Here is a 22,474-nt window from a genome sequence, read left to right as displayed (position 1 = left end):
AATCATTAGATTAATAAGATATCTATTAATAATAGTATATAATTATAACTTATAACACAGATTATGTCAATTTATCAACTAGCTGTTTGAGCCCTTCCTTGGAATCAGCCCTTGCAGTTACTCTTTGATAACCTTCAGGACCATGAACAACAAAATCATTATCTTCAAAAGACTTTATAGGTTCTTTAGGAGAAGGACCTTTATAATTACCTATTGGAATTTCAGTTGAATAATGATATTCAAGATTATCATAAATTTTAGATAATGAAAACTCACCAATGGCCATATTGACTAATTCACACAATGAATTAATGCCACAAGTTGCAGTGGTTAAATATCTGGTACCATTAGGCCTAGTATTAACTTCAATTGCATATAATTGCTGGGTTTCTTTTGAAAACATGAAATCCATTTCAAAAATTCCATCAGAATCCAAATTTTTAGCTATTTTATAAGCAGTATGTTGAACTAAGTTATTATCCAATCCTTCAACCATGCAAGGTCCTGTTTTAACTTTATTTAATGGATGAGTTCCTTCCAAAGTGGTTTCACCCTTATAAATTGGAGGCAATGCAACATATTCCCCACCATATCCCAATACTTCAATTGAAATTTCAGACCCTTCAACGAATTTTTCACATAACGCCTGGTCGAATTCCTCAAAGTATTCCTCAACATCATCAATTGAATGGGCAACTTTAATATCCTTACCGCCCTGTCCTTCACCCTGTTTTAAAACAACAGGAAAATCCATTTTAAGTTCATTAGGATTATTTAATATCTGATATTGTGGAGTAGCTACTCCAATTTCTTCATAAAAGCTCTTGGTTCTGATTTTGTTGGAAGTAAGCTCAACAGCTCTTACATCAGAAGCAATGACGGGTATATTATACTCGCTTTCAATTTCTTCTTTCATATGCGCAACATCAATTAATGGCGGATCTATTCCAATCAACGGGACAATTGCATCAACATTTTGCATCAGTGCAACCTGTTTTGGACCATCCATTCCCCTTGGAACAATAAAAACCTGGTCAGGCAAATCCAAGTTAATCGCATCTTCATTAGATTCTGTAAGTACACTTTCAATTCCCTTACTTCTCACATACCAATCAAGGTCATCATATAATCTTGAGCCAATAAACAATAATTTCATAATATAATCCCTTTTAATATATTAATAAAGTCAAAAGCAGTTTTTTCAACATTCTCAGTTAAGTTTTCACCATAATCTAAAGATTCAGGTTCTATTCCTACAAAAATTATTTTAAAATCATTATCCTTTTCCAAATATTTAACAAAATAGGATAAAGACATGGAATGGGTTGAAATACCTATATTTGAAAAATCATCTTTATCTACAATTTGCATATCCCCTGGGTTTCCATTCATTAGACAGGCATCCACTATGATAATATGGGTCGGATTCTCTTTTCGGAGTTTGCCTGTAAAATTTTCGGGAACAGTTTCAGCATTGATAAATATTAAATTTTCGTCCTCAATATCTTCTTCCTTTAATCTTTTAATGATGAATGGTCCCACGCCATCATCACATTTGAGGTCATTACCAACACCCAAAACAATCAATTTTTCACTATTTGAGAGAAACCCCTCAAGTTGAGATTCGAAAGACATTATTTCACCATCATTATAGGTATTCTGTTTGAATACTTTCAATTCCATTTCCCATAATATATTTTAATTTAACATTTATAAAATCATTGCCTTTTACAAATCGTTTTTCCAATGGAATCAATAAGGGTGGGTTTAGCATAGGGGTTGGACCGCAAATTATATTATCATTAAGCTTTGTAAATGTGGTTATTTTTAATCCGTTAACGAATCCATCCTTTTTAGATTTGATAGATATTTCTTTTTCAAAATTTGTATTTATATCATCAAGCAAATTAAACTTTGAGTAGACTTCAGCATCAGACAGCACTTCATATTTTGCTCCATCTTCATCCCAATGAACATTGTCTCTTTGCAAGTTTACTAGTTCCACAGTATTAATAATTTCCCGCGGTATAATCTGCCCATCTTCTTTTAGAAACTTTTTGGCATAATTTAAAACTGGTACCTGCTCCTCATCAATTAATGCAGTATCCATCATCTCACAAACTATTAGATCTGCCTTTTTTTCAAAACCATATCCTATAACATTTTCATTGATAACTTCAATATTTGAAAAATCGGACAAATTTTCTTTAGCACATTTAGCAGCTTTAAAATCCAATTCCAAAGCAACAATCTCTTCAAAATAAGAACTTAAAAAATAAGATAGAATGCCACTCCCACATCCTAAATCATAAGCAAGCTCAGTATTGCCATCATATTCCATTATGGCATTATAGAAACTAGCTAACCTATCAGTATCCTTTAATAAATCTGAATGATAGGGAGTAGTTTTGAATTTCATGAAAAAAAATATTAAATTTAGTGATGATGATGACCATGTTCATGACTGTGGCCAGGTTCACTAAATTCTTCTCCATTTGCAGTACTTGTAAGTTTTACGTGTTCAACACCCTTAAGCCTCATGATTCTTTCAGTCAAATCACGGATTTCAGCAATATCCCCATTAACGACTACAATTTCCATACAGTATTTGTCAGTCATATGAATATGCATACTTGTGTTGATTTCATTTCTAAAGCTGTGTTGAATTTCTGCAAGGTTTTCCATTACGCCTGTATAGTGATGATCATAGATGATAGTTATAATACCAATTCTTTGACCTTCCATAGAGTTCATCCATTGATATCTAACAATATAATCTTGAAGTGCATCACGAATTCCCTTTGAACGGGACTGATATCCCCGTTCTTTTAATACCTCATCAAAATCAGATAATAATTTTTTAGGTAAAGACATACTAATTCTCATCATAACAAAACACATCAAAACATTAAATTATATAATTACATTTTATATTTATTAACTTATATAAATATTATGATTAAAATGAAAAAAAATATTACTGATTTAATATGATATATAGAAAAAATATTATCCTACCAACAGATAATATTCGCCATCATCCTTAACGATGGGTTTTAAAAGGCCTTTATTCTGCAAAGATAAAATAATATGATACATTCTAAAATTAGACAATTTTAAATCACCATACAAAAGATGTCCTTCCAAAGTGTATTTTGATATGAGATTTTTATCATCAACCAAATTTTGAATCAATTCATAGGATTCTTTTTCCTTAATGTTTAATTCCAATTCCTCTAAATCCTTTTTAGAATTAACAGTGTTGATTTCCTTTTCATATTCTGATAAAGAAACCTTATTATCATTGAATATAACCAAATCTTTATCTTCAAGTTCCTTTATAATCTCCACCAAATCATATTCATGAAACCCTAAATCCTTTCTTAAAACACCAACAGGGATTCCTTCAGGATATTCAATGGAAAATATATTAATCTGGTTTAGAACAACTTCTTCGTTTTTAGTGATAGCAATCATATAATACAAATTATGTAAAAACTATTACTTATAGTTATGTTGAAAATGAAAAACTTAAGATAATTGCATTTCATTTTCCAAAGCTTTAGCTTCCTGTTTATCTTTTTCAGCTATCTCTTCAGGAGTTAAATCAACAGGTCTTGTGAAAAATAGCTCAAGGTCATTAACAACCTGACAGATAGACATGTGCAACAATTCCTTTAAGGCTAAACTTTTTTCAACCCTGTTCATGGAATCATCAGAGTATATCCTATCATAATCCTTTTTATAATCTTCACGAATCTTTGAAGGGTCCAAGTCAATCTGAAGCTGACTTTCATCATACTCTTCAGTCAACATTAAAAAATTAATCAGCTCTTCCTTTTCCTCTGAAAAATCATTGCTTTCATCTGATATAACATCATGGAAATATTTATTTACTGATTGGAAAACATCCCTTGACACATTACCATTTATAATATTGTCCTGGAACAATGCAAAAGTATCTGAAATATAATATTTGCCGTTTTCTTCTTTAGTTTGAAAAACCAATTCATTTTCCACATTGGCGACATATTGTATCAATACTATTTCTTTTCCTTTTTTAAATGATTTTACATTGAAATTATCATTTTTAGGTTTATAATCTGAATTAACTTTCAATGCATTTTCAACAATTTCGATATCTTCCTTAGAAATTTCCATGAAATTTTCAGCCATAACTATCAACCAATTATTTATTATTGATTTTAAAATATTAAAGTATTTTTATCTTTAAAAATAAATAAACTTACACATGAAACCAGAGGAGATATTAGATGAACTAATGGAATTATCCAAAAAAGATAACATTACCCGTGATGAATTAATGATAATTCTTAAAAAATATGCTGCAGAAATATCAGTGCATGATTTGATGATGGCTACAGCACGAATGAGAAAAGATGGAAAGTTTGTTCATGCTAATTATCGTGAAAAATATTTAAAAATCTATATAAAATATTTTATACTTCGAATGAAAGAAGTCCTCAACAATGACAGTTACGATAATGAAATTATTGATAAAAAATCATTTGACAGTTCATTTCCTATGCTGAAAAGGACATTTGAAAAGGAAAGGCTGTCGGATCAAAAAGACGACAAATTCCCACTAATCTATGTAATTACAGCCCTATACACCACATTTATCTTAGAAGAACCAATTCATCCAGTAGGTAGTGAATTTCCTGGAAGTCTAAAGGTAGAAAAGAGGAATGGCGAATTCTTCTGTCCGGTTAAAGATAATCAAAAGGATAATGTTAATGCAATCTGCCACTTATGTTTGGCTGAGCAAACCCCCGATATTTAGAGATGATTTTATGAAAATTTGTTTATATGGATCAGGAAGTAGAAAAATAGACCCAAAATATACCAATTGCGCTTATGAATTAGGCCGTGAAATTGCCAAGCATGGACACAGTTTAGTCTTTGGCGGAGGAGATACTGGCATGATGGGTGCATGTGCAAAAGGAGTTCATGACAATAATGGAACATCAATCGGAATAGCTCCAGAATGGATTGGAAATTTCGAACCGCTATGCAAACAGTGCGACGAATTCATTTATGTTGATTCAATGGACGAGCGAAAAAAGAAATTTTTAGAAAATTCAGATGCATTCATAATAACGCCCGGAGGAATAGGAACTCTAGATGAATTTTTTGAAATTATAACCCTCAGAAAGTTAAAACAACATGATAAAGAGATTATCGTTTTCAACATTGAGGGCTTCTTTGATAAGATGCTTGAAATGATTGATGAAATGAGTGAAAAAGGATTTCTATACAAACAAGAAGAATTATTTAAAAAAGTTGATACAATAAACGAAATTTTTGAAATAATATAGATAATATTTTTAAAAGAAAAACATAAATAAACATATGGAACATGTTAGCGAATATGATAAGCCTCCACGAATAACATTAAAAAGAAGTTTAATAATCTTTATAGGAAACATAATAGGATTATACTTAATTAGTTTTTTTGGATTGGGCGTTGACGTGAGCAGATTCGACGAAGTGGCATTGTTTGTCATATTCATCAGTTTTATTAATGCCATATTCTGGCCAATATTAACAAGAATATTGATGCCATTTCTAGTTTTGACTTTTGGAGTGGGAACACTAGTTTTAAATGGGATTCTGCTTCAGATTTTTGCACCATTTTTCGACATAACCATTACCGGTTGGGGAGTGATATTAGCACCATTGGCCATGGCATTATTGACAACAATCCTTTCAACACTCGTAACAATTGAAGATACTAGTTCATATTATAGGTCAGTTCTAAGGGATGCAACAAAGAAAAGAAAAGGTGACATAAAAAAATATCCTGGAGTAATCATAATAGAAATTGATGGACTTGCATATGATGTTTTATGCGAAGCAATAGATAAAGGATATATGCCTACTGTCAAATCAATGCTTGATAATAAAAGCCATACTCTAAGAATGTGGGAAACCGATTTATCTTCACAAACCGGTGCTAGTCAGGCAGGAATTCTGCATGGAAATAATGAAGATATTACTGCATTCAGATGGGTTGAAAAAGAAAATGACAATCAGATAATGGAATGTTCCGGGGCAATAAAAGTCAAAACGTTGGAAGAAAGAATTTCAAATGGGGATGGATTGTTAGTAGATAATGGGGCAAGCAGGTCAAATCTATTCTCCGGAGATACTGATAATGTAATTTTCACATTCAGCAAAATTACAGACCTGCAGAAATTATATAACAAGGCATGGTTTTCTATTTTTTCAAACTCAAGCAATTTCGCACGTATAGTTTTATTATTCTTTGCAGAAATGATTTTAGAAATAATATCACAAATAATGTATAGAGCATTAAATATACAACCTAGAATTAGAAGAAAATTATCTTACATTCCGACAAGAGCGGGAACAAACGTATTTATGAGAGAAATAAATACTGGAACATTAATTGGAGACATGATGATTGGAGACATTGACGTTGCATATTCTACATATTTAGGCTACGATGAAATAGCCCATCATTCAGGAGTTAGAGGCAGAGATGCATGGTTTTCACTTAAAGGAATGGATAAACAGATTGCCCGCCTAATTTATGGAAATAAATATTCACCTCGAGACTATGAATTTGTCATTCAATCAGATCACGGTCAAACTAACGGCGCTACATTTAAACAGAGATACGGCGAATCTTTTGAAGACTTTATCAAATCATTGCTCCCTCAGGACATTGCAATGTATGCAAAAATGTCTTCAAATGAAGAACACTATGCAGAAACATTTGTGCCTTTTTCCAAACAGATTGACAGCATTAAAAATAGAAGTCGTGAGGAAGAGAAAAAAGAATTATCAGATTCAGAAGTTATTGTACTGGCTTCAGGAAATCTTGCAATGATTTATTTAACCCAATGGCGCCATAGATTAACTTATGAAGAAATTAATGAACTGTTTCCAGAATTAATATCTGAAATTGTTAAAAACGAATATATTGGATTCATCCTAGTCAGGTCATCTGAAAGAGGAGATTTGGCAATCGGCAAGAACGGTACTTATTATTTGGATACTAATGAAATCGAAGGTGAAAACCCACTTGAAGGTTTTGGAGACAATATTGTCCAACATCTAAAAAGAAATAGCTCATTCAAATATAGTCCAGACATTTTAGTCAATAGCTTTTATGATTCTGAAAATGACGAAGTCTGTGCATTTGAAGAGCTTGTTGGAAGTCATGGAGGAGCTGGTGGAAGCCAATCAAAACCATTTATTCTATATCCTTCCGGCTGGAAGGTGCCTGATGAAGATATAATTGGAGCAGAAAGCATTTACAAAATATTAAAAGAAAACTTAAAGATTTTAAAAGAAAGTGGTAATGATGATAAGTGATTTTGAAGCCTTAAAAATTGCTGAAAAAATTGAAAATGCAAATAATATCGACATTAAAGAGACAATTGAAAAAGCAACAACTGCTGGTTATTTAGGTGAAAAGCACTTCTACTGTACAGTAATCGAAGATGGAGGAATGACACATACCGTTCCAGAAATCTTAGGAGATAGATACAAGTCACAACCACTGGACAATCTATATTACGATATCATTTCCAAAGCTCTTGACCATGATGGAATTTATATTTCCCTAGGTTATTGCGCCTCAAATTTAAACATTCCTGATGAAGATTGCAGCGAAGTAATTGAATATGATGATTATGATCTTGAAGAAGATGAATATGAATATTTAGTTGAATATGGACTAATTTCATCAGATACCGTGAAAAAATTCAAAGTTTATGCCGAAGAAGGAATTAGTGCACCTGGAAGAACAGAGGATGTTGGTTTGATGATAAATATCTTTGATGGAAATTATAAGGCATATTTTGCACTTAGATCAACCGACCGTTGCATGAGCAGTTTTAAAGTACTCCCATTTAGCAAGGATTATCCAAAAGAACATCCATTATCATTTAAAAATCCGATAAACAAGATTTTAATTGGAATGATAGACAAAGCTATTGTTTTAAAGTGAAAAGATATTACAATCTTTTACCTAAATTGTAAGCCTCATCAGGATATCTAGAACGTTTTGTCATTGCCGGAGTTCCGCAACCATAACCCAAAACTCTTCCACAATCATCCAAATTAAGATATCTGATTAAAGTATCATAATGGGCTTCCAAAGCATCAAATGTCCAGTCATCTGCATTATACGCTACGGTTAGAAGTGCTGATTTGAAATTTTTCCTCTGAATTGAAAAATTCCTCGAACAGAACCTGTCAATTAAAGTTTTAAGTTGAGCAGACATCCCATAATAAAAGTAGGCAGATTATGGAAAGCAATAATCAAATATATTGCACCAGTAATATTATTTGGACTTTGGGGATTTGGAATTTTCAAATTGTTTTCAAATGCAAACAGCTTTGAAATAACAGTTTACGCAATCATATCTATTGGAGTATTGGCGCTGTCATTACTATTTACAAAAAGGAAAACTCCATCAAATTAAGTTAAAAAAAAAGAAAAGTTTAAGATAATATCTTTATTATCTTATTTTTTTATTGAAGCTATTGCGCTTTGTGCACCTTGTTTTACGTAACCACTTTCATCGTCAAGTAATTTTTCAAGTGCTGGAATAGCTCTTTCATCATCTAAGTTTCCTAAGGCCCAAGCGGCTGCTCCTCTAACTCTCCAATCTTCATCGTTTAAAGTTTCGATTAAAGGTTCTACAGCAGGTTCGCCCATACGACTTAAAGCGGTTGATGCTTCTCTTCTAACTAATTTATTATTATCATGTAAAGTTTCAATCAAAGCAGGAATAGCTTTAGGGTCATTTATGGCACCCAATAAAGTAGCAGCATGTAATCTAATTTGTTTTTTTCTACTAGATAAAGCATCAATTAAAGGATCTAATGATTCATCAGCCCTTAATTCTAATTCTCCAACAGCATCTTCAACAACAAAATCGTCTTTATCGTTTAACAATTCAATCAATTCATCGATACTTCTTTCCATTTCAATCCCTCTTAAATTCAATAAGGAAAATTATTGATATTTATGTAATTAATATACTATTATAGTTTAGTGATATAAAAGTATTTCGATAGTATACGAACAAAATTATTAAACTACAATTAAATAGAATGAAACCAAAATTATTAATATACGAACAAATTGTGTTAAGGGTAAAATAATGTATAAAATTGCAGTAATTGGTGGAGACGGAATCGGAAACGAAGTAATGGATTCCTGCGAATATTTACTTGATAAAATAGATTTAGAATTTAGTTTTGAATATGGAATAGCAGGTTTTGAATGTTTCAACAACACAGGAACAACATTACCTGAAGAGACAATAAAGATAGCCAATAAAAGTGATGCAGTATTATTCGGTGCATCCACATCAACACCTGGCCAACCAAGCCCAATTATTAATTTAAGGAAAGCACTTAATGTATATGCAAACATCAGACCCATAAAATCATACAAAGGCGTGAATTGCATACGTGATGATATTGACTTTGTAATAGTTAGGGAAAATACCGAAGGATTATACTCACAGGTCGAATATGGTGATTGTGAAAAAATGATTGCAGAGCGACACATCACCAAAAAAGCATCTGAAAGGATTTCAAAGGCCGCCTTTAACTTATGCATCAAAAGAGGCCAAAATAAGGTCACATGCGTACACAAAAGCAATGTACTAAAAAAGACTGATGGCATATTTAAAGAAAGTTTCTACAAAGTTGCCAAACAATACCCGCAAATTACCGCTGAAGATTATTATGTTGATGCAACTGCAATGTATCTACTTACCCAACCTCAAAACTTCAATGTCATTGTTTCAAGTAACTTGTTTGGAGACATATTATCTGATGAAAGTGCAGGACTTGTAGGAGGATTGGGCCTTGCACCATCAGGAAACATCGGAGACCATAACGGATTATTTGAACCTGTACACGGGTCAGCGCCAGATATCGCTGGGAAAAATATTGCAAACCCATGTTCCATGATTTTATCTGCTTCAATGATGCTGGATTATTTGGGAGAATGGGAACTATCAAATGACATTAAGAAAGCTGTTGAAAAAGTAATTGCAGATTGTAAAATTAGAACACCCGATTTGGGTGGAAATGCATGCACAATGGACGTTACAAAAGCAATTGTAAAGGAGTTAATATAAATGCTCAATATTACCACATTCCTTGATGCAAATTCAAAACGTTTAGATAAAAATGTATTATACAATCCGACAACAGGTAAAAAATACAATTCTAGCGAAATATTATCAATCATTTCAGAAATCGGCCGTGAAATAAAAGAATTGAATATTGATAAAGGAGACCGAGTTTTAATTTATCTTAAAAATTCAGAAGAATATTTATTTTCACTTTTTGCAATATGGAGAATTGGTGCAATTGCCATTCCAACAAACAGAATAATGACTGCATCCGAACTGGAGTACATCGTCGAAGATTCAAAGGCAAAGCTAATGATTACAGACAGTGATGGCGAAAACATCATTGACATTGAAACATATGTACCGCAAAATGTCTCAAATTTTAAAGATTGTGAAGTGTTGCCTGCCGTGAATACTGATTGGGATGATTTATGTCAACTACAATACACTTCAGGCACAACAGGAAAACCAAAAGGCGCCATGTTAACCCATGGAAATTATTTTACAGCAATACACAATGAATGTGATGTATTAACCTTGAAACAGGATGACGTTTATTTAGGTATTTATCCAATGGCACATGTTGGACTTTCATGGTCAATTGCAGCATTAAGAGCCGCTGCATACTACATTCTAATGGAACAGTTCAACATTGATGAATATTTGGAATTATGTGAAAACGAAAAGGTTACAGTCCTGACCGGAATGCCTCCAGTAATACATACATTAACAACAATGGATGCTCGAATACACCTGAAAACCGTTCGTGAAATCGTTTCTGGCGGAGGACCATTGCACAAAAAAATATGGAAGGATTTTCATCAAACCTATCAGATACCAATCATAAATGCTTACGGATTATCAGAAACAATCGTAATCGGAACTGGAACCGTCATTCGCCCAGAAGATTACTGGGAAGCAGATAGATTTGAAAGTGTAGGTCATCCGGTTTGCTTTTCAGAAGTGAAGATTGTTGACGAAAATGATCCATCAATAATATTGCCACCATATAAACAGGGCGAAATTGCACTCAGAGGACCTGCAGTTGCAAAAGGCTATTGGGGAAATGAAGAAAAAACAAAAACTTCATTTTTGGATGACGGCTGGTTTTTAACAGGAGATGTAGGATATCTTGATGAAGATAACCGTTTATTCATTACAGACCGTAAAAAAGACATGATTGTAATGAGCGGATGGAAAATTTATCCAACTGAAGTAGAAGAGGTATTAATCAAATATCCTGCAGTAAAAGAAATAGCTATTTTTAGTATCAATGACTGTCATAGAGGAGAAATTCCCGTTGCAGCAGTTGTTTGGGAAAATGAAGCTGACGATGAAGGATTAATTGAATATGCACGTGAAAGCCTATCAAGATATAAAGTTCCAAGAAAGATATTTACACTTGATGAACTTCCAAGAGTAAACGGCTGGAAATTACTTAGAAGGGAACTTAGAAAAATGTTTAAAGTATAAAAAATTTAAAATAAAAAAAGAATGACTATGATTTATTTACAAATCATAGTTCCAATACCATCTGTTGTAAATACTTCTAAAAGTAAAGAGTGTTTTTTACGTCCATCAATAATATGGCAGGATTCAACACCATTCTCAATAGCCTTTACACAAGTTTCAATTTTTGGAATCATACCTCCTGAAATAATTCCCTCTTCTATTAAACCAGGGACTTCAGAGACATGAATCTTATTAATCAATGAATCAGGATTTGAAGGGTCTCTTAAAACACCAGGTACATCAGTTAAAATAATTAATTTTTCAGCACCAACAGCACTAGCAACTTCACCAGCAGCAGTATCTGCATTTAAATTTAAACTTGTTCCATCTTCAGCAATACCAACTGGAGAAATTACTGGAATATATTCATTTTCTAAAAACATTTCAAGTAAATCAGCATTTACAACATCAACTTCCCCTACAAGACCTAAATCAACAAGCTCTTCATCAATAGTATGTGCTTCTTTTTTATGAGCAAATATTAAACTTGAATCTTTTCCAGATAAACTAATTGCATCACCATCATGTTTAATGAGTTCTGATACAATTTCAGTTGAAATTTTACCAACCAAAACCATTTCAATAATTTCCATTGTTTCTTCATCAGTCACCCTTAAACCTTTGATGAACTTGGATTCTTTTCCTAATTTATCCATTGATCTGGATATTTCCGGACCACCACCATGAACAATTAACGGTTTCATTCCAACATATTTAAGCAATACAGTGTCACGAGCAGTGGATGATTTTGCTTCCTCATCAACCATTGCATGTCCACCATATTTAATCAAAATTTTTTTATCATGAAACTTCTTAATGTATGGCAAAGCTTCAATTAAAACATCAATATCTTTCATTTTATCACTACATTTAATTTTAAATTTAATTATTAATAAGTGTTTAAGAAAAAAATTTAATACAATAACATTATATGTTCATTTATCTATAAAAAATATTATGTCAAAACTGAATGAACTTAAAGATTACTTGATAGAATTAGGAGCAAGCAAAGTTGGCTTTGCAAATGTCAACGGCCTTGCAAATGAATTCATTGATTTGCCAAATGGAATCAGCCTTGTTTTAAAACTTCCAAAAGAAACAATACAATTAGTTAAAGATGAAGAGTACGAGACTTATTGGAAATCATTTCACAGAGAAATTGGAAAATTAACAAAAATTGCCCATAAAGGTGAAAGATATATAAAAAATCTCGGATATGATGCATTTGCCCTCACAATGAAACGCAATGAATGCGATATGGAAAAACTATTAAGTATTTTGCCTTATAAAACAATAGCTACAAAATCAGGTCTTGGATGGATTGGTCGCTCCGCATTATTCGTTACACCAGAATATGGTTCTGCAGTTGCTCTTGGTGCAATATTAACAGACATGCCCCTTGAATTTGGAAAACCGATTACCGATTCGGAATGTGACGACTGTACAAATTGTCAAGATGCATGCCCAGTTGATGCAATCAATCCCCAAAAATGGAACAACAGACTGAATAGGGAAGACATTATCGATATTAAAACATGCAGCGAATACATTATAGACCAGTACAAAGCAGGACTTGGCTGTACAAAATGCATGAGTGAGTGTAAGCTCACCCAAGAATATCTGAAACGTTAATCATACCCTTCAGATTCCAAGTAATCATCTATATCATAATTATCCCCATATTCATAATGGTCATAATATGCACCAGGATCGGTTCTAGACAACGTATATCTATCCGGCACAACTGTATGATAACCACCAGACTGACTTGGAGAGTATGTACTATAACTAGGTTGTGTTGAACTGTAGACCAAATCGAATCCACTGCGATTTAATCCTAAAATATCATATATCAACTCTGATTCACTGATATCATCAATTACAGTACTTACCATCACGCCGTAAACATACTTGTCCTCATAGGAATATTCCACAAAACATTTACCTTTAACATCCCCTTTCAAATAGGTGGAGATGTATTGGTTAACATTATTGTTTTTTATCCACCCATACTTATCTGGCGTTGTCTTCCAAACGATGAAATAATCTTTATTTCCAAAAGTATCGACATAAGTAATATTTTTCGCATCAAAATATTTTATTTCACCATCTGAAGTATGAAAAGAAGCATCTGGAATATCCTTCTCATCAATTTTTAAGCAATGCTTGAGAGTGACATTCAAGAATTCATCACCACCAATAGCTTCAAAAACTGTGTCCTCATAATGGGCTTTGGGTGGTGTTAGAATTATTAATGGAATACCTATTATCAAAATCAATAATATCAAAATAGCAATGATTTTCTGTATTGACATGATTGTTATATTAATTGCAACTTGTATTAAAACTGTTGGTAAAAAAAATTAAAAAAAAATAGAGGTTTTTGAACCCCTATAATCCACATTTGAATTTGAATCTGTACTCTTGATTTACAATTTCCATTCCTTCAAATGATCCTTTTAAAATATCTGCAACTTTTTGCAAGTCTTCAGCAGTTATTTGACTGCCGTTTGCAACTGGTGAGAAAAATGTAATCATATCATCAGTTATAAGATAGTTTAAAAGTTTGGTATTTTCTTTTTGATATTTTTCGACAATTGCCAAAATTTCTTCTTCAACATCTTTGTCTAGTTTTGCCATAATATCACCTTTAAAAATAATTAAATGACAAAGTATTTAAATCTTTTTAATTTAATCTACATGGCCTTAAAATATAACTTGCCATATCATGAATGCTTTAATAATTTTAAAAAAGTGTTTAACTAAAATATATGCAAACTGAGAACAATCAAAATAATTAATGATAGACTTAATTTTCAAGCAAGTAAACACCGCTCACAAAACTCCAAATAATTAATGTGTAAACGGACAACCTTTCATATACCGGCATGTAAATACTCCCCATATTGAAAAACATTATCCAAAACACAATCATGCCAGAAATCCCCAATATAAATGTGATTTTTTGATATAATTCAAATTCTGCCATAGACCTTGAAATCAAAACCAATAATATATTTCCACCCAAAATAGCCATTACAGCACCCAAGGTATGATAACCAGAAGTCAGAGGATTTCCACCATGAATCAAACCTACAATAATAACTCCAATACCTGTTATCAATGTGAAAATGTAAAAAGGAATCTTATTTTTAGCGATGAAATCTTTAAAACTGTAAAAATTTCCAAATATTAAAGTTAAACCAATTAAAATAAAAGCAGAATCCATCAACCAGAATAATGGAGAGTTTGCATTTGGAATTCCAAGTTCAGAAATAGTATGAAAAATATATGCATCCATTAAAGAAGAATTAAAAAAAGTTGCAGAAATGGCTTCAGCTACAATATAGTACAAACTGCCCACAATAAAAACTATTCCGGCAACTTTAGACTTCATAGATTAAATTCCAAATTTTTTATTAAAGTATTTTTCTTTCACATCAAAGTTGAGTTCTTCGATGTTTGCGCCACCAATAGCTTTTTGTAAAATTTTGTAGCAAACTTTTTTAGGCACAGTAGTGTTTTTAATATGGCACTTGTTCCATATTTTATCAAATCTTTTCTTTAGATTACCCATATTCAATTTTTCCACTACGTTTTTCAAATTAATGATATTGGCTTCATTTATAACATCATATGTTGCATAAGTTTGTGAATCCATAACAATAGGGTTTAATCCAATAATATAACGTTGCAAGTCATAATCCAAGAATGAATCATAATCCTCATAATATGCATAAACATGAGCTTTTGCAGATAATGCATCGATAAACACTAAAAATTGATTTGCAACCAACGCTCTTGAAAGAATTTCATCACAGAAACTCAATGCAGTTTCGATTTTGCCTTCAGTTGATGATTCGACATAGGTTTGATAATCTTCAAATCTGAATGCAACAAGTGCAAACATGTACAAATCAATCCAGTCATTTTCATCTAAAAACTCAAGAGCCTTTTCAGTTAATTCCAAATCAGCAGATTTATCAAAATCAACCAATGTTGTCTCTTCAGATTCAACTTCACCATTTAAAACTGGTAAAACCCTTTCAACAAGTTCCTGTTTTTTACCAGAAACTTTTAAACCGTTTTCTCTCAAAATATCCTTTAATTGTGAGACAGTGTATTTTTTTGATATTTCTTCAGGGGTTAATGCTTCCCCACCAGTTACATCACTGCCGCCAATTTCTCCAACATCCCCTTTAAGATATCCTTCATCAACCAAATACTTAATACAAGCTTCAGCTGATTCAAAAGTTCCAAATTGACCTTCATTTAAAATATCTTCAAGTTCATAACCATTGTTTAAAAAATTTAAAACATTGAATATTTCTAATTTTTGTTCACTCACTTAAACACCCTTTATATTTCATCAGCAACACTAAAAAAATTGCCGAGTGTCATAATTAAACTTCCATTCAAGAAAGCATAAAATTCATTAATGAATGTGAAAATAATAGCTATTCAAAAAGCATTACTATCAACATTAACAATATATCTTTTTTAGTTAATTTAATATTTTGCCTATTAATTTAAAAAAAAATAGAAATTAAGGATTGCATGCCTCATCAGCAGCACCCATAATCACGCGGATTTCATCTGAAATATTGATTTCTGAAATCTTTTTTGGAGATTCATTTTTTGCAGTATAATAAGCTTGAGCATAATTCATAGTAACATACATAACATCTTTAAAATCAATTATAAACTCTTCTTCAGGTATTTTATTTAAAATATCAACTAATTCAATTGCTATTTCACTAGTTTCTAAATTTTTACCGAATTCGGCACCTACATTAATAAGCATTTTTACACCTACAATAATATTTAAAATTCATCATTAATATAATTAGACAATATGACAACCTGTCCAAAATGTAAAAGAGAATTAAAAAAAGTATTTCATGGCGAACCCACAGACGAACTGGCTATTGAATCCTTAGGCAATGAGATAATAATCGGAAATTGCTGTGAAAGTAATTACGATTATTATTGCGAGTATTGTGATGAATTCTTTCAACTTTGAAAATCTATTTTAAGCCCAGCACATCCCTATCAGGATCTGCATTCTTAAAAAGGCTAATCTTAACATCACGCCGCCATGTGAATTTCAAAAGTCCCCCATGAACAATCTCCAAATCGTCGTCTGAAAAACCATCCAAATAATAGATTTTTCCTCTATGGCCCACATTCATCATGAATCTGATTAGATGTCGATACACCATGACCGAAAATGGCTTGTAAACAACAATATCGTCTGTAATGTATTCAACCAAAGCACCTATCTCAAAAATGTCTGGAGTAATAACTTCAATATCATAATTTGGAAATTTTTCAGAAATTATTGCTTCATAATCCACAACATCACCACTATTCAATATATCATTATTTTCTATTAACATTAACGATTATCAGACTATACACTAATAAATTAATATTTTGTAAAAACCTATGAAAATACGAACATTTCACATATTCATATAAAATAGTTCGTATACTTATTTGTTTTCCGTGAAAAATCAATTGTCTTATTTCTCATACGCCCTTTTTTTAGCCCATTCAGGTGCAATGCGTTTAAAGAATCTTACAGCACTTTCATTAGGAACATGGTCATATCTGAATTTACTGTAGAATAGTAAAATTGCCGCAGACAAATTTAACAATAGGCATATAAACATCATTAAGTTAGCTGACTGAATAAATAAATGGCCAATATGATCAAGTCCCAATTGCTGGCCTCCAATGAAAATGGACAATATGACTGTGAAAATTCCAGCACTTAAAATTTTACCTAATTCCTTACTGGTTGATAAAACTGAACTTGCATCAGGCAAATCTTCCTCATCCACAAGAGTTAAAACATATTTATTATTTGGAGCTGAAAACAATCCATTGCCTATTCCTTGTAAGGCGCATCCAACAAGAATAATACTAAATGGTATGAAATCAACAAAGAAAAATATGGTTGATGATGCACATATGAAAATCATTGCAACGCCAGATATTATTCTTGAATCAATCCTATTTGAAAGCCTACCTGAAAAACCGGATGTTCCTATCATGATAATAGGTGCAATAAGAAGAATAAAGCTCACAACAATCTCTTCAACATCTAAAATATATTGCAAATGCAGTGACAGTACAGTAATGGTAATTGTTATAGTGAAATAAGTTATCATAGCAGCATAATTTCCAATCACATATTTAACATCCTTAAGCAACTGGAAATTAAATATTGGTTCGGGAACATTTTTTTCAACTTTAAACAATATTATTAATAAAATAACGCTGATTACTACAAAAACAATTCCAAACTCATCCAGTAGTGTCATTCCATAAGTAAATAGACACATCATAACAACGTAGATTAGTGAACCTTTATTGTCTACATGTTTCTTTTCGGTGGCCCATTCATAGTCAATTCCATTCAATAATATCAGCAGAATAACTAATATTGGGAGTACCATTAAAAATGCCCATTTCCAATCTAATGCAACAATTGCCAATCCCATAACTACTGGAGCAATTAACAATCCAATATATCCTGATGATGAAACTACACCTAATGCGGAACCTATTTCACTATCCTCAAACTCTTCAACTACAATAACATATAAGCTAATAGCCAATATAGCAGCTGAAAATCCTTGCATTAATCTAGATAAAAGAAACATAATATCATTTATCGAAAATACTGAGATTAAAATAGAAAAAAACAGTAATAAAAGGCTTATTTTAGTGGATTTTTTAACCCCATACTGTGAAATGATTTTAGCAAAAGGCAGACTGAAAGCTACAAAACTCATCAGATAAATTATATTTACCCACAAAATTGCTTCAGCAGAAAAATTTAAATCAGCAGCTATATCTGGCAAGGCAATAACAGTCATGTTAGCAATTAACTGTATGATTAATTGAGTTATCGCTACAACAATTAAAGTTGATTTTTTCTGTGAACTTTTAAAAATAATATCCCACCTACTTGAATATTATTTTATATTGCATAGTTATTATAGTTGTCCAAATTTAGCTTCAAGATAACAAAACCTAAAAAAAAATACGAACAATTCGTATAAAACCTAGGATATAGTTCGCATGCTTATCTTTTAACACCCCCGAACTCTAGGATAATTTATTTTGTAATAATTAAAAAACTTTTAAAAGCAAATCCAAAACTAATGCTAATTAAATACTTCTAAATGGATATATTCCATTCTTTTCATGACTATTTTGAAGCCAGTAGGTGAGTATTGGGTCAGTAATTTGGTATTTGTCATTTACATATTCAATTAAGTCAAAATCAAGCAGGCGATTCAATGGCCTATTAAGTGATCCGCTAGTAACCTCTAAAGTGTTTGCTATTTCAATTCTCCTTTTAGGGTTTCCAAGTAAAGAAATAATTATTTTTTGTTCTTGAAATGTTAATTTAGACCACATGAATATAAAATGTACTGCAAGATAATCAATCGAATCCTTAAATAACTCAATAATGTTATTTTCTGTTAAGGTTATGTTTTCTGGAAGAATTTTTGCAAATATGTTGATGTAATAAGGTATTCCTCGAGTACATTTGTAAAATCTTTCAAATCCACCATCATCCAGCAATATGTTTCTTGGAATTGATTCGATATATCCCCTTGTTGTTTGTTTTGAAAATGGATGGATTTCAATTGTTAGCATTCTTCCTCCAAATGCACCTTCCTTTCCATTTAAATCATTGATTAAACTGTCTTTCAAACTCATACTTCCACAAAATAAGTATGCAACATTTTTTTGGTTTTGAATGAAACTACGCATATACCATAAAAATTTGTCTACATTGTCTAAATCTTTAATCAATTGGATTTCATCAATGAAAATGAATACTCCTTTTAATTTGTCACTATTGTCTTCGTAAATTTTTTGGGGCAATTCCATTACAAAATCAGCTAATCTTGCATAATTCTCCTCACTTTCAAATACTGGTACTGGAATGTGTTCATAAGATAAAATCTTATCTATCTTGAATTTATTTGTTTTAAAGTATTTTTCTATTTTCTTGTCAAGTGTTCTTAAGCCGAATTCTTTCGAAGCTTTTATTATTGCATCATAGATTATTTTGATTATGCTGCCTCGACTTAGCTTTTTTTGTTGGTATGCATTACTTCTTGACAGATCAATATCTACTACCAGATATTCCTTATCAAATTTATGTTTGATTTTTTTGATGAGTGCTGTCTTTCCTACTCCCCTAATTCCAGTCAATAGTATAGTGGGGGATGAATTGAATTCCGTGGTTCCTAATAGACTTGACAGCATATTAATTTCATCTGCCCTGTTGTAGAATTGTGTTTCAGTTAAATTTGTATCTGTAATGCTTGCAATTTCATCCATGTTTAACCCTCATGTAATGTAATTTGCATTATGTATTGTAACATAATGTAGTTTTAATTATATAATTAATTTTTCATTATATGTTGTATAATAATGTATTTTTCATTACATATAATCATAATGTTATTGAAATCTTGTTTGATAATACTCATTGTGGATTGTGTAAGAATGTTTCAAAGATTAAGTCAAAATTTCCGATTCTTTGAATATTCTTAACACCAAAATGTTTAGTATCAGGCACAAAGAATTCATCACAGGAATTAATTATTTCAATTGAATAATCAATCATTTTAAAACATTTATTTTTTTATTTTAAAAAATATAATTCAATATTATATTTAATTACAAATTTTATAAGCTTTTTGTTTTAAATAAATACAAAATTATAAAGTTAAAGCAATTTTACAAAAGTAGAGCAATTTGATAAAAGAAATTTTTAAAAATAAGAGAATACTATTGGAAACAATATTATGGGAATATCATATACACAATCAATAATTAATCTGAAATTTTAGTTTACCAATTTACAAATAATGAACCCATTATTGCCATAAGTATTATTTCCAATTATTAAAAATTTTGTTAAACCATTCTTTTCTTTTAATTCGAATGGTAGAATTTTATTTGCTATGTCTGGAGATAATATAAATGAAACAATTAGTAATGAGGAAATAAAGTAGATTAAGTAACATATGTCTAAGTTACTTTCTGCAATACCTGATATAACTTTCATTAATGAAAATCCAATGAGATGGCAACTTATAAGACTTCCAAAAATATAATAAATAGCAGGATGATATCCGATAACATATTCTATGATTATATTTCCATTTTTATCTTCAGTTACTAATTTGCGACTGTTCTCATTTTTATAAACGTTAATTCTTAAAAACATGAAAAATGCAGGGTATAATGCTGCTAAACAAAATCCAATGGCAGAATAGATTCCTCCTTGATGTGAAGCAATTGGATAAATAATAAAAGCAAATGCAATACTTGCAGGAATGAAAAATAAAACTACTCCCTGATAAGATAGGCCTTTATATTCTTCATAAAATAATCCATATTTTCCATCAAGATAATCACGATTATAAACGATAATTGCTGATAATAATGTAAGTATTGTAAAACCGATGATAATATTAATTACAAATGAGGTGGGTAAATCTACGATTAAGAATAACACTAAGGATATAACAAGTCCAATTAGTTCTAAAAAAATAGATCCTGAAATCATATAAGATTTCAATTCATTTTTATCTAAAGTAGACCAATCCTTACTAATATTTTTAATTAATTCTTCAAGCAAGCACATCACATTTATTAATTGAATTTCGATAAAATATATTTATTTCAGCACATATAATCATTACTAAAAAAAGGAAACGAAATTATAAAAGATTAATAAAACAAAAGTAATCCATAAATCAATTATAATTGGAAACATAGCATACACCGTACATTACCAACAAAATTTAATTAATTAGACAAATTATTTTGAAAAAACTACGAACAATTCGTATGAAACTTATAAAAAAGTTTCGACACTCTCATTTTGCAACATAATAATTTTTAGATGCGATAATACTCTCATTAGACCAAATTTCATGAAACTATTTTAATTGCAGATATCTTTAAAAAAAAAAATGATGATTAATCACTATATTCTATCAAACAAACACTCTGTTTTTTCCAATAGCAGTTGTTACAAGTTTTACATTCAGATTTGCCATATCCATCAATTTTCCATTGAGTTAAAAAAGTAGGATCTTTTACAAAGGGTCTTTGCATTGAAATAAAGTCAATATCAGTATTATTTAACAATTCGATGATTTTATCCATATCTGACCTTCCCCCACCTAAAACAACGGGGATGGAAACATTCTTTGCAACTTTATCCGCAAAGCTCACTAACATGTCTTGATTTGATTGACCTTTTCTAAAGTATTGTGGAGATAAGAATTTAGTAATCTGTAAGCTATCTGCACCGTTTTCAGCAAGAATTTTGCAAATTTCCAGAGAATCCTCTTCATCCTGATACAAATTAACCTTACAGTGAACATGCAATCCTGTTGTTTTTTTAATCAATTTAATTATCTCCAAAACCATTCTCACACGATTGTAAGTATTTCCACCATAATTGTCACTGCGTGTATTTTCAAAAGGATTCATGACACGTGATAAATAAAAATTATTGCCTATGCATAATTCTATTCCATCAAATCCTGCAAACATTATCTTTTTTGCTGCAACAATATAATCCGCCTGAATTGTCCTTATATCCTCCAAAGTCAAATCATTGACTTCCATCATCTGTTTCCCATTTACATTACAGTTGACAAAGCCTATTTGGGCAAGAATTGGAGTATTATTTTCATGGGCTATGCTGGTAACCTCTTTAAAGTCCCGTATGAATGAAGGAGCATTAATATATGGATAAT

Annotated in this window: 29 protein-coding genes; 9 read left to right on the top strand and 20 right to left on the bottom strand. The window is 31.2% G+C overall.

Going from position 1 to position 22,474, the window contains the following annotated elements; translation table 11 throughout:
• Window positions 1-61 precede the first annotated feature (61 nt).
• From QZ143_RS04320 to QZ143_RS04295, 6 genes are all read right to left on the bottom strand, one after another.
• Window positions 62-1,156, bottom strand: a complete 1,095-nt coding sequence (locus QZ143_RS04320; protein ID WP_292881550.1) for an ATP-grasp domain-containing protein — start codon at window positions 1,154-1,156, stop codon at window positions 62-64.
• Window positions 1,153-1,683, bottom strand: a complete 531-nt coding sequence (gene hycI / locus QZ143_RS04315) for a hydrogenase maturation peptidase HycI (protein ID WP_292881547.1) — start codon at window positions 1,681-1,683, stop codon at window positions 1,153-1,155. The genes QZ143_RS04320 and hycI overlap by 4 nt, the downstream gene beginning before the upstream one ends.
• Window positions 1,649-2,419, bottom strand: a complete 771-nt coding sequence (locus tag QZ143_RS04310) for a methyltransferase domain-containing protein (RefSeq protein ID WP_292881545.1) — start codon at window positions 2,417-2,419, stop codon at window positions 1,649-1,651. The genes hycI and QZ143_RS04310 overlap by 35 nt, the downstream gene beginning before the upstream one ends.
• A gap of 17 nt (window positions 2,420-2,436) precedes the next feature.
• Window positions 2,437-2,889 carry a nickel-responsive transcriptional regulator NikR gene (nikR, locus tag QZ143_RS04305; protein ID WP_292608108.1) on the bottom strand — a complete coding sequence of 151 codons (453 nt, stop codon included), beginning with the start codon at window positions 2,887-2,889 and terminating at the stop codon, window positions 2,437-2,439.
• A gap of 120 nt (window positions 2,890-3,009) precedes the next feature.
• The gene (locus tag QZ143_RS04300) at window positions 3,010-3,477 is read right to left on the bottom strand and encodes a hypothetical protein (RefSeq protein ID WP_292608105.1); all 468 of its coding nucleotides are present in this window, start codon (window positions 3,475-3,477) and stop codon (window positions 3,010-3,012) included.
• Between the two features lie 54 nt (window positions 3,478-3,531).
• Window positions 3,532-4,176, bottom strand: a complete 645-nt coding sequence (locus QZ143_RS04295; RefSeq protein ID WP_292881541.1) for a hypothetical protein — start codon at window positions 4,174-4,176, stop codon at window positions 3,532-3,534.
• A 76-nt stretch (window positions 4,177-4,252) separates the two neighbouring features.
• On the opposite strand from QZ143_RS04295, the gene QZ143_RS04290 reads away from it, so the two are divergent.
• The 4 genes from QZ143_RS04290 to QZ143_RS04275 are packed head-to-tail and all read left to right on the top strand — an operon-like array spanning window position 4,253 to window position 8,002.
• Window positions 4,253-4,804 carry a DUF2115 domain-containing protein gene (locus tag QZ143_RS04290; protein ID WP_292881538.1) on the top strand — a complete coding sequence of 184 codons (552 nt, stop codon included), beginning with the start codon at window positions 4,253-4,255 and terminating at the stop codon, window positions 4,802-4,804.
• 10 nt (window positions 4,805-4,814) lie between these two features.
• The gene (locus QZ143_RS04285; RefSeq protein ID WP_292881535.1) at window positions 4,815-5,339 is read left to right on the top strand and encodes a TIGR00730 family Rossman fold protein; all 525 of its coding nucleotides are present in this window, start codon (window positions 4,815-4,817) and stop codon (window positions 5,337-5,339) included.
• A 34-nt stretch (window positions 5,340-5,373) separates the two neighbouring features.
• Complete coding sequence (locus tag QZ143_RS04280; RefSeq protein WP_292881533.1) at window positions 5,374-7,365, top strand: phage holin family protein; 1,992 nt, start codon at window positions 5,374-5,376, stop codon at window positions 7,363-7,365.
• Window positions 7,355-8,002: a hypothetical protein gene (locus QZ143_RS04275; RefSeq protein ID WP_292608090.1), complete on the top strand. Its 648-nt coding sequence runs from the start codon at window positions 7,355-7,357 to the stop codon at window positions 8,000-8,002. Before QZ143_RS04280 ends, QZ143_RS04275 begins: the two co-directional genes overlap by 11 nt.
• A gap of 7 nt (window positions 8,003-8,009) precedes the next feature.
• Here QZ143_RS04275 and QZ143_RS04270 read toward each other — a convergent pair whose 3' ends face one another.
• Window positions 8,010-8,279: a hypothetical protein gene (locus tag QZ143_RS04270; RefSeq protein ID WP_292881531.1), complete on the bottom strand. Its 270-nt coding sequence runs from the start codon at window positions 8,277-8,279 to the stop codon at window positions 8,010-8,012.
• Between QZ143_RS04270 and QZ143_RS04265 the strand changes: the two genes are divergently transcribed.
• Entirely contained in the window at window positions 8,268-8,480 is a 213-nt protein-coding gene (locus QZ143_RS04265) for a hypothetical protein (protein ID WP_292881529.1), read from the top strand. The genes QZ143_RS04270 and QZ143_RS04265 overlap by 12 nt on opposite strands.
• A gap of 41 nt (window positions 8,481-8,521) precedes the next feature.
• Here the strand turns inward: QZ143_RS04265 and QZ143_RS04260 are convergent, their stop codons facing one another.
• On the bottom strand, window positions 8,522-8,986 hold the full coding sequence (locus QZ143_RS04260; protein ID WP_292608086.1) for a HEAT repeat domain-containing protein: 465 nt from the start codon (window positions 8,984-8,986) through the stop codon (window positions 8,522-8,524).
• Window positions 8,987-9,164: 178 nt separating this feature from the next.
• Here QZ143_RS04260 and aksF point away from each other — a divergent pair, with 178 nt between their 5' ends.
• Window positions 9,165-10,154, top strand: coding sequence for a homoisocitrate dehydrogenase (gene aksF / locus QZ143_RS04255; protein ID WP_292881526.1), 990 nt, complete (start codon window positions 9,165-9,167; stop codon window positions 10,152-10,154).
• Entirely contained in the window at window positions 10,155-11,624 is a 1,470-nt protein-coding gene (locus QZ143_RS04250; RefSeq protein WP_292881523.1) for an AMP-binding protein, read from the top strand. It begins immediately after the preceding gene.
• A 32-nt stretch (window positions 11,625-11,656) separates the two neighbouring features.
• Here the strand turns inward: QZ143_RS04250 and argB are convergent, their stop codons facing one another.
• Complete coding sequence (argB, locus tag QZ143_RS04245) at window positions 11,657-12,520, bottom strand: acetylglutamate kinase (protein ID WP_292608078.1); 864 nt, start codon at window positions 12,518-12,520, stop codon at window positions 11,657-11,659.
• Window positions 12,521-12,620: 100 nt separating this feature from the next.
• Between argB and QZ143_RS04240 the strand changes: the two genes are divergently transcribed.
• On the top strand, window positions 12,621-13,295 hold the full coding sequence (locus QZ143_RS04240; protein ID WP_292881520.1) for a reductive dehalogenase domain-containing protein: 675 nt from the start codon (window positions 12,621-12,623) through the stop codon (window positions 13,293-13,295).
• Here the strand turns inward: QZ143_RS04240 and QZ143_RS04235 are convergent.
• From QZ143_RS04235 to QZ143_RS04215, 5 genes are all read right to left on the bottom strand, one after another.
• Window positions 13,292-13,978 carry a hypothetical protein gene (locus QZ143_RS04235; protein ID WP_292608072.1) on the bottom strand — a complete coding sequence of 229 codons (687 nt, stop codon included), beginning with the start codon at window positions 13,976-13,978 and terminating at the stop codon, window positions 13,292-13,294. The two genes, QZ143_RS04240 and QZ143_RS04235, sit on opposite strands and share 4 nt — an antisense overlap.
• 76 nt (window positions 13,979-14,054) lie before the next feature.
• Entirely contained in the window at window positions 14,055-14,303 is a 249-nt protein-coding gene (locus QZ143_RS04230) for a hypothetical protein (RefSeq protein WP_292881517.1), read from the bottom strand.
• A 169-nt stretch (window positions 14,304-14,472) separates the two neighbouring features.
• Complete coding sequence (locus QZ143_RS04225; protein ID WP_292881515.1) at window positions 14,473-15,060, bottom strand: DUF998 domain-containing protein; 588 nt, start codon at window positions 15,058-15,060, stop codon at window positions 14,473-14,475.
• A gap of 3 nt (window positions 15,061-15,063) precedes the next feature.
• Window positions 15,064-16,011, bottom strand: a complete 948-nt coding sequence (locus QZ143_RS04220) for an SAP domain-containing protein (RefSeq protein ID WP_292608064.1) — start codon at window positions 16,009-16,011, stop codon at window positions 15,064-15,066.
• A gap of 198 nt (window positions 16,012-16,209) precedes the next feature.
• Window positions 16,210-16,467: a hypothetical protein gene (locus tag QZ143_RS04215; RefSeq protein WP_292608062.1), complete on the bottom strand. Its 258-nt coding sequence runs from the start codon at window positions 16,465-16,467 to the stop codon at window positions 16,210-16,212.
• A gap of 51 nt (window positions 16,468-16,518) precedes the next feature.
• On the opposite strand from QZ143_RS04215, the gene QZ143_RS04210 reads away from it, so the two are divergent.
• Window positions 16,519-16,686, top strand: a complete 168-nt coding sequence (locus tag QZ143_RS04210; RefSeq protein WP_292608059.1) for a hypothetical protein — start codon at window positions 16,519-16,521, stop codon at window positions 16,684-16,686.
• A 4-nt stretch (window positions 16,687-16,690) separates the two neighbouring features.
• Here QZ143_RS04210 and QZ143_RS04205 read toward each other — a convergent pair whose 3' ends face one another.
• From QZ143_RS04205 to QZ143_RS04180, 6 genes are all read right to left on the bottom strand, one after another.
• Window positions 16,691-17,062 (bottom strand): hypothetical protein, encoded by a 372-nt coding sequence (locus tag QZ143_RS04205; protein ID WP_292608056.1) that lies wholly within the window; start codon window positions 17,060-17,062, stop codon window positions 16,691-16,693.
• A gap of 126 nt (window positions 17,063-17,188) precedes the next feature.
• On the bottom strand, window positions 17,189-18,583 hold the full coding sequence (locus QZ143_RS04200; RefSeq protein ID WP_292881566.1) for an MFS transporter: 1,395 nt from the start codon (window positions 18,581-18,583) through the stop codon (window positions 17,189-17,191).
• 262 nt (window positions 18,584-18,845) lie between these two features.
• On the bottom strand, window positions 18,846-20,033 hold the full coding sequence (locus QZ143_RS04195) for an ATP-binding protein (protein WP_292881512.1): 1,188 nt from the start codon (window positions 20,031-20,033) through the stop codon (window positions 18,846-18,848).
• Window positions 20,034-20,181: 148 nt separating this feature from the next.
• Entirely contained in the window at window positions 20,182-20,322 is a 141-nt protein-coding gene (locus tag QZ143_RS04190) for a hypothetical protein (protein ID WP_292881508.1), read from the bottom strand.
• A 222-nt stretch (window positions 20,323-20,544) separates the two neighbouring features.
• The gene (locus tag QZ143_RS04185; protein WP_292881505.1) at window positions 20,545-21,342 is read right to left on the bottom strand and encodes a hypothetical protein; all 798 of its coding nucleotides are present in this window, start codon (window positions 21,340-21,342) and stop codon (window positions 20,545-20,547) included.
• Window positions 21,343-21,686: 344 nt separating this feature from the next.
• On the bottom strand, window positions 21,687-22,474 hold a 788-nt coding region (locus QZ143_RS04180; protein WP_292881502.1), incomplete at its 5' end, for a tRNA-dihydrouridine synthase.

Source organism: Methanobrevibacter sp. UBA188 (genome assembly GCF_905234905.1).
GTDB lineage: Archaea > Methanobacteriota > Methanobacteria > Methanobacteriales > Methanobacteriaceae > Methanocatella.
The sequence above is the reverse complement of the archived record's forward strand: the minus strand, read 5'-3'. Positions and strand labels throughout refer to the sequence as shown.

Bases quoted from the DNA above. Each gene is read 5' to 3' on its own strand.
- QZ143_RS04320 (WP_292881550.1), bottom strand. From the start codon at position 1,156: ATGAAATTATTGTTTATTGGCTCAAGATTATATGATGACCTTGATTGG.
- hycI (WP_292881547.1), bottom strand. From the start codon at position 1,683: ATGGAATTGAAAGTATTCAAACAGAATACCTATAATGATGGTGAAATA.
- QZ143_RS04310 (WP_292881545.1), bottom strand. From the start codon at position 2,419: ATGAAATTCAAAACTACTCCCTATCATTCAGATTTATTAAAGGATACT.
- nikR (WP_292608108.1), bottom strand. From the start codon at position 2,889: ATGATGAGAATTAGTATGTCTTTACCTAAAAAATTATTATCTGATTTT.
- QZ143_RS04300 (WP_292608105.1), bottom strand. From the start codon at position 3,477: ATGATTGCTATCACTAAAAACGAAGAAGTTGTTCTAAACCAGATTAAT.
- QZ143_RS04295 (WP_292881541.1), bottom strand. From the start codon at position 4,176: ATGGCTGAAAATTTCATGGAAATTTCTAAGGAAGATATCGAAATTGTT.
- QZ143_RS04290 (WP_292881538.1), top strand. From the start codon at position 4,253: ATGAAACCAGAGGAGATATTAGATGAACTAATGGAATTATCCAAAAAA.
- QZ143_RS04285 (WP_292881535.1), top strand. From the start codon at position 4,815: ATGAAAATTTGTTTATATGGATCAGGAAGTAGAAAAATAGACCCAAAA.
- QZ143_RS04280 (WP_292881533.1), top strand. From the start codon at position 5,374: ATGGAACATGTTAGCGAATATGATAAGCCTCCACGAATAACATTAAAA.
- QZ143_RS04275 (WP_292608090.1), top strand. From the start codon at position 7,355: ATGATAAGTGATTTTGAAGCCTTAAAAATTGCTGAAAAAATTGAAAAT.
- QZ143_RS04270 (WP_292881531.1), bottom strand. From the start codon at position 8,279: ATGTCTGCTCAACTTAAAACTTTAATTGACAGGTTCTGTTCGAGGAAT.
- QZ143_RS04260 (WP_292608086.1), bottom strand. From the start codon at position 8,986: ATGGAAAGAAGTATCGATGAATTGATTGAATTGTTAAACGATAAAGAC.
- aksF (WP_292881526.1), top strand. From the start codon at position 9,165: ATGTATAAAATTGCAGTAATTGGTGGAGACGGAATCGGAAACGAAGTA.
- QZ143_RS04250 (WP_292881523.1), top strand. From the start codon at position 10,155: ATGCTCAATATTACCACATTCCTTGATGCAAATTCAAAACGTTTAGAT.
- argB (WP_292608078.1), bottom strand. From the start codon at position 12,520: ATGAAAGATATTGATGTTTTAATTGAAGCTTTGCCATACATTAAGAAG.
- QZ143_RS04240 (WP_292881520.1), top strand. From the start codon at position 12,621: ATGTCAAAACTGAATGAACTTAAAGATTACTTGATAGAATTAGGAGCA.
- QZ143_RS04235 (WP_292608072.1), bottom strand. From the start codon at position 13,978: ATGTCAATACAGAAAATCATTGCTATTTTGATATTATTGATTTTGATA.
- QZ143_RS04230 (WP_292881517.1), bottom strand. From the start codon at position 14,303: ATGGCAAAACTAGACAAAGATGTTGAAGAAGAAATTTTGGCAATTGTC.
- QZ143_RS04225 (WP_292881515.1), bottom strand. From the start codon at position 15,060: ATGAAGTCTAAAGTTGCCGGAATAGTTTTTATTGTGGGCAGTTTGTAC.
- QZ143_RS04215 (WP_292608062.1), bottom strand. From the start codon at position 16,467: ATGCTTATTAATGTAGGTGCCGAATTCGGTAAAAATTTAGAAACTAGT.
- QZ143_RS04210 (WP_292608059.1), top strand. From the start codon at position 16,519: ATGACAACCTGTCCAAAATGTAAAAGAGAATTAAAAAAAGTATTTCAT.
- QZ143_RS04205 (WP_292608056.1), bottom strand. From the start codon at position 17,062: ATGTTAATAGAAAATAATGATATATTGAATAGTGGTGATGTTGTGGAT.
- QZ143_RS04195 (WP_292881512.1), bottom strand. From the start codon at position 20,033: ATGGATGAAATTGCAAGCATTACAGATACAAATTTAACTGAAACACAA.
- QZ143_RS04190 (WP_292881508.1), bottom strand. From the start codon at position 20,322: ATGATTGATTATTCAATTGAAATAATTAATTCCTGTGATGAATTCTTT.